We start from the raw sequence: 17,745 nt of genomic DNA, 5'->3' as shown, positions 1-17,745 counted from the left end.
ACCCGCGATACCGGACACTCTGTCACGACGGCGCCGTTTCACGTGAAACAGCGCCGTTCTGACACTCGCTCAGCCTCCACCAGCGACGACGACCCCGCCCGCACGAGGCGGACGGGGTCGTCGGGCCGGACCGGCTGCGCGCGGTCAGCGCGGCAGCACGACCACGCAGCGCTGGGGCTCCTCGCCCTCCGACTCACTGCTCAGGCCGGCCGCCGCCACCGCGTCGTGCACCACCTTGCGCTCGAACGGCGTCATCGGACGGAGCTTCACCGGCTCGCCGGTCGACTTCGCCCGCTCGGCCGCCTCGGCACCGAGCTCCGCCAGCTCTGCGCGCTTGCGCGCCCGGAAGCCCGCGATGTCCAGCATCAGCCGGCTGCGCTCGCCGGTCTCGCGGTGCACCGCGAGCCGGGTGAGCTCCTGCAGCGCCTCCAGCACCTCGCCGTCCTGGCCGACCAGCCGCTGCAGCGAGCGGTCGTTGCCTTCACCGACGATGGAGACCAGGGCGCGGTCGCCCTCGACGTCCATGTCGATGTCACCGTCCAGGTCCGCGATGTCGAGCAGACCCTCCAGGTAGTCGGCCGCGATGTCGCCCTCCTGCTCCAGGCGCGAGACCAGGGTGTCGGTCGAGGACTCGGCGGCGGAGGTGGTGCCTTCCGTCACTGGTGGACTCCTTCGGGGATGGGCCCTCGGGTGGGGCCGAGAACGAAGTTCAGGGGGCCGCTGCCGGCCGGGGGTGGGACCGGGTCAGGACTTCTTCTTCGGCCGCTGGCCGCCCTGCTGGCCACCGCGCTTCGGCTGCTGGCGCTGGCCGCCGCGGGCCGCCGCGGGCTTGGCCGCACCGCCCCCGGTACCGGCGCCGGCGTCCTTCTCCAGGTTGGCCTTCGGCTCGGCCGTCCCGGCCTGCTCGGTGTCCTCGACGGCCGCCGAGGTGGCACCGGCGTGCTGGCGCTGCGCCTTGGTGGTCTTCTTCGGCTGCTGCCGGCGGCCCTGCACCGCGTCCTGCACCGCCGCCTGGGCCTGGACCTGGCTCTCGGCACCCTTCTTCGCACCGCCACCGGTGAGCGACGCCATCAGCGAGCCCTTCTTCACGGTGCCGTCCGGGTTGAGCCGGCCCGCCTTCTTCAGGCGCTCCTGCCGCTCGGCGAAGGCCGGGGAGCCCGGCGTCGGGTTGTTGCGGATGACGATCAGCTGCTGGCCCATCGACCAGACGTTGGTGGTCAGCCAGTAGAGCAGCACACCGACCGGGAAGTTGATGCCCATCACGGCGAACATGATCGGGAAGACGTACATCAGCATCTTCTGCTGCTGCATGAACGGCGTCTTGACCGTCAGGTCCATGTTCTTGGTCATCAGCTGGCGCTGCGTGATGAACTGCGACAGCGACATCATGATGATCATCACCGCGGTGACGACCTTGACGCTGGCCTCGTCGCTCTTCAGGAACGTCGCGGAGAGCGGGGCCCCGAGGATGTGCGCCTGCTGGGCGCTGTGCAGCAGCGTGGTGTTGATGACGCCGATGGTCTTGCCGTCGGCGACCGAGGCGAGCACACCGTAGAGCGCGGTGAAGAACGGCGCCTGCACGAGGATGGGGAGGCAGCTGGAGAACGGGTTGGTGCCCGCCTCCTTGTACAGCTTCATCATCTCTTCGGACTGGCGCTGCTTGTCGTTCTTGTAGCGCTCCTGGATGGCCTTCATCTTCGGCTGGATCGCCTGCATGGCCCGGGTCGCCTTGATCTGCTTCACGAAGAGCGGGATCAGGCAGATCCGGATGACGACCACCATCGAGACGATGGCAAGGCCCCAGGCCCAGCCGCCGTCCGGGTCGAAGACGTGGCTGTACAGCGAGTGGAACTGGACGATGATCCAGGACACTGCTGTGTAGAGGGGACTCAGAAAACCGAAGGTCACCGGTCAGACTCCTTGGACATCGGGCTAGCCACCGGCTCTGGCCCGGCGGTCCCGCTCGGGGGGCTCAGCAGATCGCGCAGCCGACGGTGCCAGACCGGGTGCTTGCGCGGCGGTACATGGTCGACCCCACCGGGAGACCACGGGTTGCATCGCAGGATGCGCCAGGCGGTCAGACCGCCGCCCTTGATCGCGCCGTGTGTCCGGACCGCCTCGTACCCGTAGTGCGAGCACGAGGGGTAGTAGCGGCAGACCGGCCCGAGCAGAGGACTGATGGTCCACTGGTAGAGCCTGATCAGCCCCATCAGCAGGTACTTCATCGCCCTGCTCCCGTCGGCGCGCTGCCGGTCGGCTCCGCCCGGAGCAGTCGGCGGAGCGCCGCGTCCAGGTCCTGTTCGAGATCGAGGTACGAGGCCGCCCCCGAAGGGGGAAGCGCGCGCACCACGATCAGGCTACCTGCGGGCAGCAGCGCCAAGCGGTCACGGACCAGATGACGCAGCCGACGCTTCACCAGATTGCGGACGACGGCAGGACCGACGGCCTTGCTCACGACGAAACCCGCACGCGCCGAAGGGGACCCCTCGGCGACGTGCGGGCTGGTGTCGCTGTTCCGGTCGGCACGGCCCCCGGTGGACCCGTCTCTGTTGAGATGGACCACCAGCAGGGGCCGGCCGGCGCGGCGGCCGCGTTTCACCGCGGTCGCGAAGTCCTGGCGCCGCCGCAGCCGATTCTCGGAGGGCAGCACTGCAGACCCCGTACTACGCGGATCAGGCGGAGATCTCGGTGCGGCCCTTGCCACGGCGGGCAGCCAGGATGGCGCGGCCGGCACGGGTACGCATCCGCAGCCGGAAGCCGTGGGTCTTGGCGCGACGACGGTTGTTCGGCTGGAAGGTGCGCTTGCTCACTCGGGGGCTCCTGAGATGAATCGTAGGGTGACGGGAGGTCGCTTGGCCGTCACCGTGCGTCCGCGTGATCTCCCCTCGCTGGGAAATCCGGCCCCTAACACCCAGGTCGGCTGGGGTTGAGGCAATCCACGGCGCCCGTGCTGCGCGCCTTCGGAATGCGGGCGGACCCGCGGACATGCGGCAGCGGCCATCGACAACTCGACCTGGTTACGGTACGCGCGGCGGGGGCGGGGGGTCAAACCGGACCCCGCCCGAGGACCTCCGGGAAGCACCCACCGGAAGCGGCACGATCATGATAGAGGCCAAGCGGGACAAGGACCGTCCCGGCACCGTCCCCCTCCGGACGCCCTTCCGGCGAGCCTGCCCACAGCCTGTGGACAGAAACTTGTATCAGCCCAGTCGGCTGACTACCGTTGCAGGACTTGTCGGGTTTGTTCGTCTTGATCGGGCCGGCACGGGAGTCCCTTGACACCCCCCGTCGCGGGGAACGAGAAAGCGTGCACCAGTGGCTGATGTCAACAGCGATCTCGTCGCGGTCTGGACGAGGGTCGTCGAGCGGCTGGTCAACGACCCGGTAGTCGGCGACAGCGACAAGATGTGGCTCAAGCGCACCCAGCCGATGTGGATGATGCACGACACCGCCCTGCTGGCGGCCCCCAACGAGCGGGCCAAGCAGGTGCTGGAGGGACGGCTGCTGCCGCCGCTGACCGAGGAGCTGAGCAAGGCCTTCAGCCGCCCGGTCCGGATCGCGGTGATGGTCGACGCCAACGCCACCCCGCCGCCGCCCGCCCCCGCCGAGCCGCAGCAGCAGTCACCGGCCCCGCAGCAACAGCAGCACCAGGCCGAGGAGTGGCCGCCCCGCCAGCAGTACCGCGAGGAGCCCTCCGGCTACCCGGAGCGCCAGGACCGGCCCGGCCCGGAGCGGCAGCCCGGCCCCGGCCGCTGGCCGGTGGCGGAGCCGTACCCGTCCGCGCCGGAGCAGTACCAGGACGACTACCAGCAGGCCGAGCCCTACCAGCCCTCCGGCGCCGAGTACGGCCCGGCCGGGCAGCGGCCGCCGTACGAGGCCGCCCCGGAGCAGAGCTACGAGCGGCCCGGCCGGTACGACACCGCCGGGTACCAGCAGCGGCCCGCGCCGTACGGCAGCGGGGCCGGGACGGAGCAGTCCGGCGGCTGGGGGCCGCAGGCCGAGGGCCGGTCGGAGGGCCGCCCCTGGGAGAGCCCGTCGTACCCCGAGCAGACCTCCTACCAGGAGGGCCCGCCGTACCAGGAGGGCGAGGGCGGCTCGGGCCAGGACGACCTGTTCGGCGGTGCCTACCGCCCGGCGGCCGGGGCTCCCCCGGTCCGGCGGGGCGGGCCGCGGCCGGACGGGCGGCCGGAGCCGGCAGCCGGTCAGATGAGCGGCCAACTCCCGGACACCAGGCCGCAGTCGGGCATCTCGCCGGCCGAGCGCTCGCCCGTTCCGGTGCCCGCGCCGCCGGGTGCGCCGCCGGCCGGCAGCAGCTCGCGCAAGGACGAGCCGGCCGCCCGGCTGAACCCCAAGTACCTCTTCGACACCTTCGTGATCGGGGCCTCCAACCGCTTCGCGCACGCGGCCGCGGTGGCGGTCGCCGAGGCCCCGGCCAAGGCGTACAACCCGCTGTTCATCTACGGCGAGTCCGGGCTGGGCAAGACCCACCTGCTGCACGCCATCGGGCACTACTCGCGCAGCCTCTTCCCGGGCACCCGGGTGCGCTACGTGAGCTCGGAGGAGTTCACCAACGAGTTCATCAACTCGATCCGGGACGGCAAGGCGGACACCTTCCGCAAGCGGTACCGGGACATGGACATCCTGCTGGTGGACGACGTGCAGTTCCTGGCCTCGAAGGAGTCCACCCAGGAGGAGTTCTTCCACACCTTCAACACCCTGCACAACGCGAACAAGCAGATCGTGCTCTCCTCGGACCGGCCGCCCAAGCTGCTGACCACCCTGGAGGACCGGCTGCGCAACCGCTTCGAGTGGGGCCTGATCACCGACGTCACCCCGCCGGAGCTGGAGACCCGGATCGCGATCCTGCGCAAGAAGGCGATCCAGGAACAACTCAACGCCCCCGCCGACGTGTTGGAGTTCATCGCGTCCCGGATCACCCGCAACATCCGGGAGCTGGAGGGCGCGCTGATCCGGGTCACCGCGTTCGCCAACCTGAACCGGGCGCCGGTCGACCTGGAGCTGGCCGGGATCGTCCTGAAGGACCTGATCCCGGGCGGTGACGAGGACGCCGGGCCGGAGATCACCGCGCAGGTGATCATGCAGCAGACCGCCGCCTACTTCGGGCTCGGCGTGGAGGACCTCTGCGGATCCTCGCGCAGCCGGGTGCTGGTGACGGCCCGCCAGATCGCCATGTACCTCTGCCGGGAGCTCACCGACCTCTCGCTGCCGAAGATCGGCGCGCAGTTCGGCGGGCGGGACCACACCACCGTGATGCACGCGGACCGGAAGATCCGCTCGCTGATGGCCGAGCGGCGGTCCATCTACAACCAGGTCACCGAGCTCACCAACCGCATCAAGAGCTGAGTCCGGGCTCGGCACGGACATCTGACGGGGAGTCGGCCCACCGGGCCGGCTCCCCGTTCGGCGTTCCCGCGGGGCGCCGTCCTGGGTCGCCACGGGGCCGTACCGGGTCCCGCGAGGGGCCGTCCGGGGCACCCGGTGTCACACGTGCGGCCCCTCCGCAGGTGTGGAAGGCGCGGAGGCGGGGCAGGAATGCACCGAGTGACGCTCCGCCAGATCCGTTACCGCGCCGAACAAGTGAGCAGCAATTCGAACGGCGCCGGCCCGCGAGGCGGATTTCCACAGGACCGGGTGGGTTCTCCCCGTCCACAGGCGCACAGCCGCCGAGTTATCCAGAATTCCTCCACAGGCTCGCGGGCACTACGCTCTTCCGCACAGGTCAGCCGCCTGTGGACTTGTGCACAACAGTTATCCACAGGCTGTGGACATCTGATGGGCCATCAGGGGGCCATCAGAGTTGTCCACCGCTTGTCCCCAGGAAAAGGTGGGTTATCCCCAGGTTCTCCACAGCTGCGTCCACAGTTCGACAACCTTGGTGCACAGTTCACCGCCCCGTGTGAAAGGCGTCACGTGATGTTGATCGGGACCGGTGGATAACTCGTCCATGATCTGGGGACGAGCCTGGGGATAACCTGTGGATACTCAGAGTGCCCTGTGGGTAACTCTCCGTCGTCCACAGCGGGCCCTGGTTGTCCACACTCCGGGTCCACAGGACCTGTGGACAAAAAACCGGGTCTGACCTGCGGAAACGGGGTTATCCACCGTATCCACAGGCCCTACTACTACCACTACACCTATAGAGCGATCGATCCGGAAAATGGTGGGTGGGCCCGAAATCTGTGGACAGCCGATGTCCGACGTGTGTTCGGCCCGTCCCCGCCCTTGTGCCCCGACTGTCGGCGGAGTAGGTCAGACTGTTCTCCGGCAACCGGAGTGCCCGGTGCCGACCAGACGCAGACGACAGCAGGACCCAGGAGGCGGTTACCGGTGAAGTTCCGGGTGGAGCGTGACGTCCTCGCGGAGGCGGTGGCCTGGGCTGCTCGCAGCCTCCCGGCGCGGCCGCCGGTGCCGGTGCTGGCCGGCCTGCTGCTGACGGCCCAGGAGGGCAGCCTGGCCCTCTCCGGCTTCGACTACGAGGTCTCGGCCCGGGTCGAGCTGGTGGCCGAGGTGGAGGAGGCCGGCACCGTCCTGGTCTCCGGCCGCCTGCTGAACGACATCTCGCGGAACCTTCCCAACAGGCCTGTGGAGATCTCCACCGACGGCCAGCGGGTCAGCGTGGTCTGCGGCTCCTCCCGGTTCACCCTGCCCACCCTCCCGGTGGACGAGTACCCGGCGCTGCCGCAGATGCCCACCGCGACCGGCACCGTCTCCGGTGACGTCTTCGCCGCCGCCGTCAGCCAGGCCGCCGTCGCGGCCGGCCGGGACGACACCCTGCCGGTGCTCACCGGTGTCCGGGTGGAGATCGAGGGCGACAAGATCACCCTGGCCGCCACCGACCGCTACCGCTTCGCGGTCCGCGAGCTGATGTGGAAGCCGGAGCAGGACGACATCTCGGCCGTCGCCCTGGTGCCCGCCCGCACCCTGCAGGACATCGCCAAGTCGCTCGGCAGCGGGGACAACGTCTCCATCGCGCTGGCCTCCGGCGGCGCGGGCGAGGGCCTGATCGGCTTCGAGGGAGCCGGGCGCCGGACCACCACCCGCCTGCTGGAGGGTGAGTTCCCGAAGTTCCGTAGCCTGTTCCCGACGGAGTTCAACGCCGTCGCCGCGATCCAGACCCAGCCGTTCCTGGAGGCGCTCAAGCGCGTCTCGCTGGTCGCCGAGCGGAACACGCCGGTCCGGCTCAGCTTCGAGCAGGGCGTGCTCACCCTGGAGGCCGGTTCGGGCGACGACGCCCAGGCCACCGAGCGGATCGAGGCCGACCTCGAAGGTGACGACATCTCGATCGCTTTCAACCCCGGCTACCTGGAGGAGGGTCTGAAGGCGATCGACGCCGCGTACGCGCAGCTCAGCTTCACCACCTCCACCAAGCCGGCCCTGCTCAGCGGCAAGCCCGCGGTGGACGCCGAGGCGGACGAGGCCTACCAGTACCTGATCATGCCGGTCCGTCTCTCCGGCTGACCTGGCTGACGGACCACCAACTCCCGTCCACAGCTGTGGACGACTCCTCCCCCGGTCAGCTCTGGCCGGGGGAGGCGGCATTCCCGGCGGCGTAGGCTCAGCCTGTGCGGCAACGGCGCCGCCTATCAGGCACGTCACCACAGGTAAGGACTTGGCATGGAGCTCGGCCTCATCGGTCTCGGCAAGATGGGCGGCAACATGCGCGAGCGCATCCGCCGCGCAGGGCACACCGTCATCGGCTTCGACCAGAACCCGGAACTCGCCGACGTCGACAGCCTCGAGGAGCTGGTCTCCAAGCTGGAGGCTCCCCGGGTGGTCTGGGTGATGGTCCCGGCCGGTGGCCCGACCCAGGACACCGTGGACCGCCTCGCCGAGCTGCTCTCCCCCGGCGACGTCGTGGTGGACGGCGGCAACTCGCGCTGGACGGACGACGTCAAGCACGCTGCGGCGCTGGCCGAGAAGGGCATCGGCTTCGTCGACTGCGGCGTCTCCGGCGGCGTCTGGGGCCTGGAGAACGGCTACGCGCTGATGTACGGCGGCGAGGCCGCCGACGTCGCCAAGGTGCTGCCGGTCTTCGACGCGCTGAAGCCCGAGGGCGACTTCGGCTCGGTGCACGCGGGCAAGGTCGGCGCCGGCCACTTCGCCAAGATGGTCCACAACGGCATCGAGTACGCGATGATGCAGGCCTTCGCCGAGGGCTGGGAGCTGCTGGAGGCGGCCCCCGAGGTCACCGACGTGCGCGAGGTCTTCCGCAGCTGGCAGGAGGGCACGGTCATCCGTTCCTGGCTGCTGGACCTGGCCGTCCGGGCGCTGGACGACGACGAGCACCTGGCCAAGCTCAAGGGCTGGGCCGCCGACTCGGGCGAGGGCCGTTGGACGGTGGAGGCCGCGATCGACCACGCGGTGCCGCTTCCCGCGATCACCGCCTCGCTGTTCGCGCGCTTCGCCTCGCGTCAGGACGACTCGCCGCAGATGAAGATGATCGCCGCGCTGCGCAACCAGTTCGGCGGCCACGCGGTCGAGTCGAAGTAGTCCACAACTCCGTTCTGAAGCAACGGAGTTATCCACAGAAGGCGGCGTAGTCCACAGCATGCACGTAGCGCACCTGTCGCTCGCCGACTTCCGTTCGTACGCCCGGGCCGAGGTCGCCCTCGACCCGGGCGTGACGGCCTTCGTGGGGCCGAACGGCCAGGGCAAGACCAACCTGGTCGAGGCCGTCGGCTACGTGGCCACCCTGGGCAGCCACCGGGTGGCCACCGACGCCCCGCTGATCCGGCTCGGCGCCGAGCGGGCGGTGATCCGCACCAGCGTGGTCCGCGACGAGCGCTCCACCCTGGTCGAGCTGGAGATCACCGCCGGCAAGGCCAACCGGGCCCGGATCAACCGCTCCGACAACGTCCGTCCGCGCGACGTCCTCGGCCTGCTGCGCACCGTGCTGTTCGCTCCCGAGGACCTGGCCCTGGTGAAGGGCGACCCGGGCGAGCGCCGGCGCTTCCTGGACGAGCTGCTGACCGCCCGCGCCCCCCGGCTGGCGGGCGTGCGGCAGGACTACGAGCGCGTGCTCAAGCAGCGCAACGCCCTGCTGAAGACCGCCGCCCAGGCCCGCCGGGGCGGCGGCGGCAAGGGCGCCGACCTCTCCACCCTGGAGATCTGGGACGGCCACCTGGCCCGCGCCGGGGCCGAACTCACCGCCTTCCGGCTGCAGCTGGTGGCCGCCCTGCAGCCGCTGGTGGCGCAGGCCTACGAGCAGCTGGCGCCCGGCGGCGGGGAGACGCTGCTGGAGTACCGCAGTTCCTTCGAGGGCGCCCTGCCGAACAGCCGGGAGGAGGCCGAGCAGCAGCTGCTGACGGCCCTTCAGGAGGCCCGTGGCCAGGAGGTGGCGCGCGGCCTGACCCTGGTCGGCCCGCACCGCGACGAGCTGGGCCTGAAGCTCGGCCCGCTGCCCGCCAAGGGCTACGCCAGCCACGGCGAGTCCTGGTCGTACGCGCTGGCGCTCCGGCTGGCCTCCTACGAGCTGCTGAGGGCGGACGGCGGCGAGCCGGTGCTGATCCTGGACGACGTCTTCGCCGAGCTGGACGCCCGCCGCCGGGAGCGGCTGGCCGAGCTGGTGGCCGGGGCCGAGCAGGTGCTGGTGACGGCCGCCGTGCCGGAGGACGTCCCGAAGGCGCTCAGCGGCGTCCGGTACGCGGTCGCCGACGGCAGCGTGACCCGGCTGGAGCCGTAGCCCGGCCGCACGCTCCTGGCCGTACGCCCCCGTCGCACTCCCTCGGCCGCACTCCCCCGGGCCCGGCCCGCTGTGAGCTGCCCCGATCCTCCGCGCCGCCCGCCGGGCCCGGCCCGCGTCCGCGCCGTCCGGGGACCGCCGTATTCTGGAGAGCTCTTCGTCTGTCCACAGCCTGGGGAAAGAAAAAGGAGCGCCGCCGATGAGCGAACCGGAGCTCTCCGGGGTGGACCTGGCCCGGGTCGCGCTGCGCGCGGCCAAGGAGCAGGCCCGGCTGCGGGGCGAGCAGGTGCGGGAGAAGCGCGAGGCGAAGCGCAACGGCCTGCGCAGCGGCGCCCGGGCGGACGGCCGGGACCCGGTGCCGCTGGGGGCGGCGCTGAACCGGCTGATCACCGAGCGGGGCTGGGAGGCCCCGGCCGCGGTGGGCGGGGTGATGGGCCGCTGGTCGCAGATCGTCGGGCCGGACATCGCCGCGCACTGCGTGCCGAAGAGCTTCGCGGAGGCCGAGGCGGTGCTCACCGTGCAGTGCGACTCCACCGCCTGGGCGACTCAACTCCGCTTGCTGGCGCGCCAGTTGGTGGCCCGTCTGAATCACGAGCTGGGCCACGGCACGGTCAAGGTGATCAAAGTGCTCGGCCCCGACGCACCGCAGCGCGGGTACGGCCGGCTGCGCGCTCCGGGCAGCAAGGGGCCGGGCGACACCTGGGGGTGAGCGGCGGCGGAAGGGAAGCCGATCTTCCGGAACCGCTGACGGCCCTTCTGAGGCTGCTGAGCCCCCCTGGCGAGTATCGGGACATGTCCGCCGGGGGTTCAGAGCGGCACATCTGCCTTCTGAGGCTGCCAAACGGCCATCTATGTCAGTCGTACCGGTAGACTGAAGGGCAAACACCGTTGCTCGCAGCAACCGAGTCGAAACGCCGTGGTCGCAAGCCCTCCCGCTCAGGGGGTGGGTCTGCGGCCGCGCGCTGTGCCAGAGAGGGCGCTTCGTGGCCGATTCCGGCAACTCCAGCCAGACCCCAGACCCCAACGACCAGGCCGCCGGGTCCAACTACGACGCCAGCGCGATCCAGGTGCTGGAAGGCCTCGACGCCGTCCGCAAGCGCCCGGGCATGTACATCGGTTCGACCGGTGAGCGCGGTCTGCACCACCTGGTGCAGGAGATCGTGGACAACTCCGTCGACGAGGCGCTGGCGGGTCACGCCGACACCATCGACGTGACCATCCTGGCCGACGGCGGGGTGCGGGTCACCGACAACGGCCGTGGCATCCCGGTCGGCATCATGCCGGGGCAGGACAAGCCGGCCGTCGAGGTCGTCCTCACGGTGCTGCACGCGGGCGGCAAGTTCGGCGGCGGCGGCTACGCCGTCTCCGGCGGCCTGCACGGCGTCGGCATCTCGGTCGTCAACGCCCTCTCCACCCGGCTCTCGGTCGAGATCCACACCGAGGGCTTCCGCTGGACCCAGGACTACAAGGCCGGCGCCCCGACCGCCCCGCTGGCCAAGCACGAGGCCACCGAGAAGACCGGCACCACGGTCACCTTCTGGGCCGACGCCGACATCTTCGAGACCACCGTCTACTCCTTCGAGACGCTCTCCCGGCGCTTCCAGGAGATGGCCTTCCTCAACAAGGGCCTCTCCATCGCGCTGACCGACGAGCGCCCGGAGCACCTGGACGAGGAGGGCAAGCCGCTCTCCATCACGTACAAGTACGACGGCGGCATCGCCGACTTCGTCACCCACCTCAACTCCCGCAAGGGAGAGGTGATCCACCCCTCGGTGATCGACTTCGAGGCGGAGGACAAGGAGAAGACGATCTCGGTCGAGATCGCCATGCAGTGGAACAGCTCCTACACCGAGAGCGTCTACTCCTTCGCCAACACCATCCACACCCACGGTGGCGGCACCCACGAGGAGGGCTTCCGCGCGGCACTCACCGGCCTGGTGAACCGCTACGCGCGGGACAAGAAGCTGCTCCGGGAGAAGGACGACAACCTCTCCGGCGAGGACATCCGCGAGGGTCTGACCGCGATCATCTCGGTCAAGCTCGGCGAGCCGCAGTTCGAGGGCCAGACCAAGGACAAGCTGGGCAACACGGAGGTCAAGACCTTCGTCCAGCGGGTGGTGCACGAGCAGCTGAACGACTGGCTGGACCGGAACCCGGTCGAGGCCTCGGACATCATCCGCAAGTCCATCCAGGCCGCCACCGCCCGGGTCGCCGCCCGCAAGGCCCGCGACCTGACCCGGCGCAAGGGCCTGCTGGAGTCGGCCTCGCTGCCCGGCAAGCTGAGCGACTGCCAGTCCAAGGACCCGGCCGAGTGCGAGATCTTCATCGTCGAGGGCGACTCGGCCGGCGGCTCCGCCAAGCAGGGCCGTGACCCGCGGATCCAGGCCATCCTGCCGATCCGCGGCAAGATCCTGAACGTCGAGAAGGCCCGGATCGACAAGGTCCTCCAGAACACCGAGGTGCAGGCGCTGATCTCGGCGTTCGGCTGCGGTATCCAGGAGGACTACGACGAGTCCAAGCTCCGCTATCACAAGATCGTCCTGATGGCGGACGCCGACGTCGACGGGCAGCACATCCGCACCCTGCTGCTCACCCTGCTGTTCCGCTTCATGCGGCCGCTGGTCGAGGGCGGGTACGTCTACCTGGCCATGCCGCCTCTGTACAAGATCAAGTGGGGCAAGGACGACTTCGAGTACGTCTACTCGGACCGCGAGCGCGACGCGGTGATCTCCGCCGGGGTGGCGGCCGGGCGCCGGCTGCCGAAGGACGACGCGATCCAGCGCTTCAAGGGTCTCGGTGAGATGAACGCCGAGGAGCTCCGGATCACCACCATGGACCAGTCGCACCGGCTGCTCCAGCAGATCACCCTGGAGGACGCGGCCCGGGCCGACGACCTGTTCTCGGTCCTGATGGGCGAGGACGTCGAGGCCCGCCGCTCCTTCATCCAGCGCAACGCCAAGGACGTCCGCTTCCTGGACGTGTGACGCACCCTCAGCACACTCCAGTCCGCGTGAAAGGAAACTGACCAGCAGTGGTCGACGAAAACCGTCCTGACGGCGAGCAGCCGGGCGACACCTCCACCGACACCTTCGTGTCCCGGGTCGAGCCGATCGAGCTCGAGACCGAGATGCAGCGCTCCTACCTCGACTACGCGATGAGCGTGATCGTCAGCCGGGCGCTGCCCGAGGTGCGCGACGGCCTCAAGCCGGTGCACCGCCGGGTGCTCTACGCGATGTACGACGGCGGCTACCGGCCCGAGAAGGGCTACTACAAGTGCGCCCGCGTGGTCGGCGACGTGATGGGCAACTACCACCCGCACGGTGACACCTCGATCTACGACACCGTGGTCCGCCTCGCCCAGCCCTGGTCGCTGCGGATGCCCCTGGTGGACGGCAACGGCAACTTCGGTTCCCCGGGCAACGACCCGGCCGCCGCGATGCGGTACACCGAGTGCAAGATGATGCCGCTGGCCATGGAGATGATGCGCGACATCGACGAGGAGACCGTCGACTTCGCCGCCAACTACGACGGCCGCTCGCAGGAGCCGACCGTCCTCCCGGCCCGCATCCCCAACCTGCTGATCAACGGTGCCACCGGCATCGCGGTCGGCATGGCCACCAACATCCCGCCGCACAACCTCCGCGAGGTCGCCTCCGGCGCGCTCTGGGCGCTGGAGCACCCGGAGGCCTCCAACGAGGAGCTGCTGGAGGCCCTGATCGAGCGGATCAAGGGCCCGGACTTCCCGACCGGCGCGCTGATCGTCGGCCGCCGCGGCATCGAGGACGCGTACCGGACCGGCCGCGGCTCGATCACCATGCGCGCGGTGGTCGAGGTCGAGGAGATCCAGGGCCGCCAGTGCCTGGTGATCACCGAGCTGCCGTACCAGGTGAACCCGGACAACCTGGCGCTGAAGATCGCCGACCTGGTGAAGGACGGCCGGGTGGCCGGCATCGCCGATGTCCGGGACGAGTCCTCCTCGCGGACCGGCCAGCGCCTGGTGGTCGTGCTCAAGCGCGACGCGGTCGCCAAGGTCGTGCTGAACAACCTGTACAAGCACACCGACCTGCAGACCAACTTCGGCGCCAACATGCTGGCCCTGGTCGACGGGGTGCCGCGCACGCTGTCGCTGGACGCCTTCATCCGGCACTGGGTCAACCACCAGGTCGAGGTCATCGTCCGCCGGACCACCTTCCGGCTGCGCAAGGCCGAGGAGCGGGCGCACATCCTGCGCGCGCTGCTCAAGGCGCTGGACCAGATCGACGCGGTGATCGCGCTGATCCGGGCCTCGGACAGCGCGGACGCGGCCCGCAGCGGCCTGATGGGCCTGCTCGACATCGACGAGCTGCAGGCCAACGCGATCCTGGAGATGCAGCTGCGCCGGCTGGCCGCGCTGGAGAGCGCGCGCATCCTGAGCGAGCACGACGAGCTCCAGGCCAAGATCAACGAGTACAACGCGATCCTGGCCTCGCCGTCCCGCCAGCGCGAGATCATCTCCGAGGAGCTGACCGCGATCGTCGAGAAGTACGGCGACGAGCGGCGCTCCACCCTGATCCCCTTCGACGGCGACATGTCCGTCGAGGACCTGATCGCGGAGGAGGACATCGTCGTCACGATCACCCGTGGCGGCTACGTCAAGCGGACCCGGTCCGACCTGTACCGCTCGCAGAAGCGCGGCGGCAAGGGCGTGCGCGGCGCGCAGCTGAAGCAGGACGACCTGGTCGACCACTTCTTCGTGACCACCACGCACAACTGGATCCTGTTCTTCACCAACAAGGGCCGGGTCTACCGGGCGAAGGGCTACGAGCTGCCCGACGCCGGCCGGGACGCCCGCGGCCAGCACGTGGCCAACCTGCTGGCCTTCCAGCCGGAGGAGAACATCACCCAGGTGATGGCGGTCCGCACCTACGAGGACAAGCCGTACCTGGTGCTGGCCACCCGCGGCGGCCTGGTGAAGAAGACCCCGCTCAAGGACTACGACTCGCCCCGCTCCGGCGGCCTGATCGCGATCAACCTGCGGCAGGACGAGAACGGCAAGGACGACGAGCTGATCGGCGCCGAGCTGGTCTCCGCCGAGGACGACCTGCTGCTGGTCTCCAAGAAGGCCCAGTCGATCCGCTTCACCGCCACCGACGAGGCGCTCCGGCCGATGAGCCGGGCCACCTCCGGGGTGAAGGGCATGGCCTTCCGCGAGGACGACGAGCTGCTCTCGATGAACGTGGTCCGGCCCGGCACCTACGTCTTCACCGCGACGGACGGCGGCTACGCCAAGCGCACCGGTGTGGACGAGTACCGGGTCCAGGGGCGCGGCGGTTTCGGCACCAAGGCGGCGAAGATCGTCGAGGGCCGGGGCTCGCTGGTCGGCGCCCTGGTGGTCGAGGAGACCGACGAGATCATGGCGATCACCCTCTCGGGCGGCGTCATCCGGACCAGGGTTTCCGAAGTTCGTGAAACCGGACGTGACACGATGGGCGTCCAACTGATCAACCTCGGAAAGCGCGACGCGGTGGTGGGCATGGCCCGCAACGCGGAGGCGGACGACGAGGAGGCCGTCGAGGAGGGCACCGCCCTCGACGAGACGGCCCAGGCGGAGACCACGGCGGACGGTCCGGCCGAGCAGGACTGACCGCCCGGTGGCCGGTGCCCTCCCCTGTCAGGAGGGCACCGGCCGCCGAACCGGTTCCGGGCAATCCCGCCGGGTGCTGGAGACGTACATGAGCAGGGCGGACACCCGTCCTGACGGGTGAGTTGCGGGAGGACCAGGGTGAGTGGAGCCACGGGTGCTGCGGGCGGTGCCGGGGGCGGGCTGCCGGGTGGCGGCGCGTCCTACGGCGGAGCCGGCGGCGTGGCCGGTGTGCCGCCCCGCCCGTCGGGTGTCCCCGGTGCGGCGGACGGGCACTCCTCGGCCTCGACCTCGCTGATGCCGCCGGTGGCGGGCGGCGCGGCGTACGGCGCGGCCGGGCAGGCCGGGGCGGTCCCGCCGCCGCCCGCGCAGCCGGCGCCGGGTGCGGGCGGCTTCTCGCAGCCGACCACCTACACCAAGGGCCAGACCCCGGCGCGGGGCACCAAGACCGGTGGCGCCGCGCGCCGCCCGGGCCAGGCCCCGCCCGCGGCGGCCGGCCGCACCCGCAAGGCCCGGCTGCGGATCACCAAGGCCGACCCGTGGTCGGTGATGAAGGTCGCCTTCCTGCTCTCGCTGGCGGTCGGCGTGATCATCATCGTGGCCACCGCGGTGCTCTGGATGACCCTGGACGGCCTGGGCGTCTTCGACTCGCTGGGCGGCACCCTGAAGGACGTCACCGGGTCGGACACCACCGGCGGCGTGGACCTGATGGACTACATCGGCTTCGGCAAGGTCATGATGTTCACCTCGCTGATCGCGGTGGTGGACGTGGTCCTGATGACCGCGCTGGCCACCCTCTCCGCCTTCATCTACAACACGGCGGCCGGCTTCACGGGCGGGATCGAACTGACCCTGGCCGAGGAGGACTGACCTTCCGTGCGCTGACCATCCGTCAGTTCGCACCCGCACCAGCCCGGCCCGGAGCGTTCGGGTGACAGACGCCTCGTACACGGCGCGTCACCTGACGAAGTCCCGGCCGGGCTGTGTTGGCTTGGTGCCGACACGGGGCAGACTCTGCAGCGTCCTGCCCGTCGGTCGGAGGTGCGTGCCATGGCTCAGCTCGCCACACAACTGCTCGGATCGGTCGAGGAAATCCTCGGCGCCCGGATACCGCTCCGGATCAAGCTCTGGGACGGCAGCCAGGCCGGCCCCTCCGGCGCGCCGCAGCTGATCCTGCGCAACCGCCGGGCGCTGCGTCACCTGCTCTGGCAGCCCGGCGAGTTGGGGCTGGCCCGGGCCTACGTCTCCGGTGACCTGGACACCGCCCCCGGCACCGACCTGTACGAGGTCCTCTCGCTGGCCGCCCGCTTCGCCGAGCGCCCCGAGATCGCCGCCCTGGCGCTGGGCCCCAGGGACGCCCTCGCCCCCTCCGGGCGCCGTCTGCTCGGCCTGCTGCTGCGCGCCGGGGTGCTCGGCACCCAGCCCGCTCCCCCGGCCGAGGAGGCCCGGCTCGGCGGCGGCCGGCTGCACAGCCGCGGCCGCGACCGCGCCGCGATCAGCCACCACTACGACGTGGGCAACGACTTCTACGGCCTGGTGCTCGGCCCCAGCATGGTCTACTCCTGCGCCTACTGGGAGCCCGAGGCCAAGAGCCTGGAGGCGGCCCAGACCGCCAAGCTCGACCTGATCTGCCGCAAGCTCGGCCTGCGGCCCGGCATGCGGCTGCTGGACGTCGGCTGCGGCTGGGGCTCGCTGCTGCTGCACGCGGCCGAGCACTACGGCGTGACGGCGGTCGGCGTCTCCATCTCCACCGAGCAGGTCGCGCTGGCCCGTCAGCGGGTGCTGGCGGCCGGGCTGGGCGGCCGGGTGGAGGTGCGCCTCCAGGACTACCGGGAGATCCCGGACGGCCCCTTCGACGCCATCTCCAGCGTCGGCATGGCCGAGCACGTCGGCACCGCCCAGTACCAGGTCTACGCCGAGGGCCTGCTGCAACTGCTGGCCCCGGGCGGCCGCCTGTTGAACCACCAGATCGCCCGCCGCCCCAACCGGCCCGGCGAGCCGTACCGGCCCAGCCCGTTCATCCAGCGCTACGTCTTCCCGGACGGCGAGCTCTCGCCGGTCGGCGCCACCGTCTCCGCCCTGGAGGAGGCCGGCTTCGAGGTCCGCGACGTCGAGGTGCTGCGCGAGCACTACGCCCTGACGCTCCGTGAGTGGGTGGCCAACCTGGAGGCCAACTGGCCGCAGGCGGTCGGGCTGGTCGGCCAGGGCCGGGCCCGGGTCTGGCGCCTGTACATGGCCGCCTCCGCCCTGGCCTTCGAGCAGAACCGGATCGGGGTCAACCAGATCCTCGCCGTCCGGACCACCCCGGAGGGCTCCAGCCACCTGCCCGCCACCCGCCCCCAGTGGCTCTCCGAGGCCGCTGAGCTGCACCCCGCCGACCCGGATTTGGGAGATCGGCCGACGGTCCGCTAATCTTTGAGTG

Annotated in this window: 14 protein-coding genes; 9 read left to right on the top strand and 5 right to left on the bottom strand. The window is 70.6% G+C overall.

All coding sequences use genetic code 11. The features are described 5' to 3' along the window. Positions 1–144: 144 nt before the first annotated feature. The 5 genes from ACZ6ZR_RS26805 to rpmH form a co-directional block, all read right to left on the bottom strand. Positions 145–660, bottom strand: coding sequence for a Jag family protein (locus ACZ6ZR_RS26805; protein WP_465646438.1), 516 nt, complete (start codon positions 658–660; stop codon positions 145–147). A gap of 84 nt (positions 661–744) precedes the next feature. Next, complete coding sequence (yidC, locus tag ACZ6ZR_RS26800; RefSeq protein ID WP_465646437.1) at positions 745–1,908, bottom strand: membrane protein insertase YidC; 1,164 nt, start codon at positions 1,906–1,908, stop codon at positions 745–747. Continuing rightward, positions 1,905–2,225 carry a membrane protein insertion efficiency factor YidD gene (gene yidD, locus ACZ6ZR_RS26795; protein WP_402294075.1) on the bottom strand — a complete coding sequence of 107 codons (321 nt, stop codon included), beginning with the start codon at positions 2,223–2,225 and terminating at the stop codon, positions 1,905–1,907. The genes yidC and yidD overlap by 4 nt, the downstream gene beginning before the upstream one ends. Further along, positions 2,222–2,650, bottom strand: coding sequence for a ribonuclease P protein component (gene rnpA, locus ACZ6ZR_RS26790; protein ID WP_465646434.1), 429 nt, complete (start codon positions 2,648–2,650; stop codon positions 2,222–2,224). The genes yidD and rnpA overlap by 4 nt, the downstream gene beginning before the upstream one ends. A gap of 22 nt (positions 2,651–2,672) precedes the next feature. Further along, the gene (gene rpmH, locus ACZ6ZR_RS26785; protein WP_441251228.1) at positions 2,673–2,810 is read right to left on the bottom strand and encodes a 50S ribosomal protein L34; all 138 of its coding nucleotides are present in this window, start codon (positions 2,808–2,810) and stop codon (positions 2,673–2,675) included. A 505-nt stretch (positions 2,811–3,315) separates the two neighbouring features. On the opposite strand from rpmH, the gene dnaA reads away from it, so the two are divergent. The 9 genes from dnaA (at position 3,316) to ACZ6ZR_RS26740 (ending at position 17,735) form a co-directional block, all read left to right on the top strand. Then, the gene (dnaA, locus tag ACZ6ZR_RS26780; RefSeq protein ID WP_465646431.1) at positions 3,316–5,364 is read left to right on the top strand and encodes a chromosomal replication initiator protein DnaA; all 2,049 of its coding nucleotides are present in this window, start codon (positions 3,316–3,318) and stop codon (positions 5,362–5,364) included. Between the two features lie 984 nt (positions 5,365–6,348). Continuing rightward, a complete protein-coding gene (gene dnaN, locus ACZ6ZR_RS26775; RefSeq protein WP_465646429.1) occupies positions 6,349–7,479 on the top strand; it encodes a DNA polymerase III subunit beta in 1,131 nt (376 codons plus the stop codon). Positions 7,480–7,635: 156 nt separating this feature from the next. Then, positions 7,636–8,511: a phosphogluconate dehydrogenase (NAD(+)-dependent, decarboxylating) gene (gene gnd / locus ACZ6ZR_RS26770; protein ID WP_465646427.1), complete on the top strand. Its 876-nt coding sequence runs from the start codon at positions 7,636–7,638 to the stop codon at positions 8,509–8,511. A gap of 58 nt (positions 8,512–8,569) precedes the next feature. After that, positions 8,570–9,703: a DNA replication/repair protein RecF gene (gene recF, locus ACZ6ZR_RS26765; RefSeq protein ID WP_465646425.1), complete on the top strand. Its 1,134-nt coding sequence runs from the start codon at positions 8,570–8,572 to the stop codon at positions 9,701–9,703. A gap of 199 nt (positions 9,704–9,902) precedes the next feature. Next, positions 9,903–10,412, top strand: a complete 510-nt coding sequence (locus tag ACZ6ZR_RS26760) for a DciA family protein (RefSeq protein ID WP_465646422.1) — start codon at positions 9,903–9,905, stop codon at positions 10,410–10,412. Between the two features lie 274 nt (positions 10,413–10,686). Next, the gene (gene gyrB, locus ACZ6ZR_RS26755; RefSeq protein WP_465646421.1) at positions 10,687–12,687 is read left to right on the top strand and encodes a DNA topoisomerase (ATP-hydrolyzing) subunit B; all 2,001 of its coding nucleotides are present in this window, start codon (positions 10,687–10,689) and stop codon (positions 12,685–12,687) included. Positions 12,688–12,734: 47 nt separating this feature from the next. Next, positions 12,735–15,326 (top strand): DNA gyrase subunit A, encoded by a 2,592-nt coding sequence (gyrA, locus tag ACZ6ZR_RS26750; protein ID WP_465646420.1) that lies wholly within the window; start codon positions 12,735–12,737, stop codon positions 15,324–15,326. Positions 15,327–15,464: 138 nt separating this feature from the next. Continuing rightward, on the top strand, positions 15,465–16,193 hold the full coding sequence (locus ACZ6ZR_RS26745; RefSeq protein WP_465646419.1) for a DUF3566 domain-containing protein: 729 nt from the start codon (positions 15,465–15,467) through the stop codon (positions 16,191–16,193). Positions 16,194–16,373: 180 nt separating this feature from the next. Next, positions 16,374–17,735, top strand: a complete 1,362-nt coding sequence (locus ACZ6ZR_RS26740; protein ID WP_465646417.1) for a class I SAM-dependent methyltransferase — start codon at positions 16,374–16,376, stop codon at positions 17,733–17,735. Positions 17,736–17,745: the final 10 nt, after the last annotated feature.

The sequence above is a fragment of the Kitasatospora sp. NPDC088742 genome, assembly GCF_055584905.1.
The sequence above is the reverse complement of the archived record's forward strand: the minus strand, read 5'-3'. Positions and strand labels throughout refer to the sequence as shown.

Bases quoted from the DNA above. Each gene is read 5' to 3' on its own strand.
- yidD (WP_402294075.1), bottom strand. From the start codon at position 2,225: ATGAAGTACCTGCTGATGGGGCTGATCAGGCTCTACCAGTGGACCATC.
- gnd (WP_465646427.1), top strand. From the start codon at position 7,636: ATGGAGCTCGGCCTCATCGGTCTCGGCAAGATGGGCGGCAACATGCGC.
- recF (WP_465646425.1), top strand. From the start codon at position 8,570: ATGCACGTAGCGCACCTGTCGCTCGCCGACTTCCGTTCGTACGCCCGG.
- ACZ6ZR_RS26760 (WP_465646422.1), top strand. From the start codon at position 9,903: ATGAGCGAACCGGAGCTCTCCGGGGTGGACCTGGCCCGGGTCGCGCTG.
- ACZ6ZR_RS26740 (WP_465646417.1), top strand. From the start codon at position 16,374: ATGGCTCAGCTCGCCACACAACTGCTCGGATCGGTCGAGGAAATCCTC.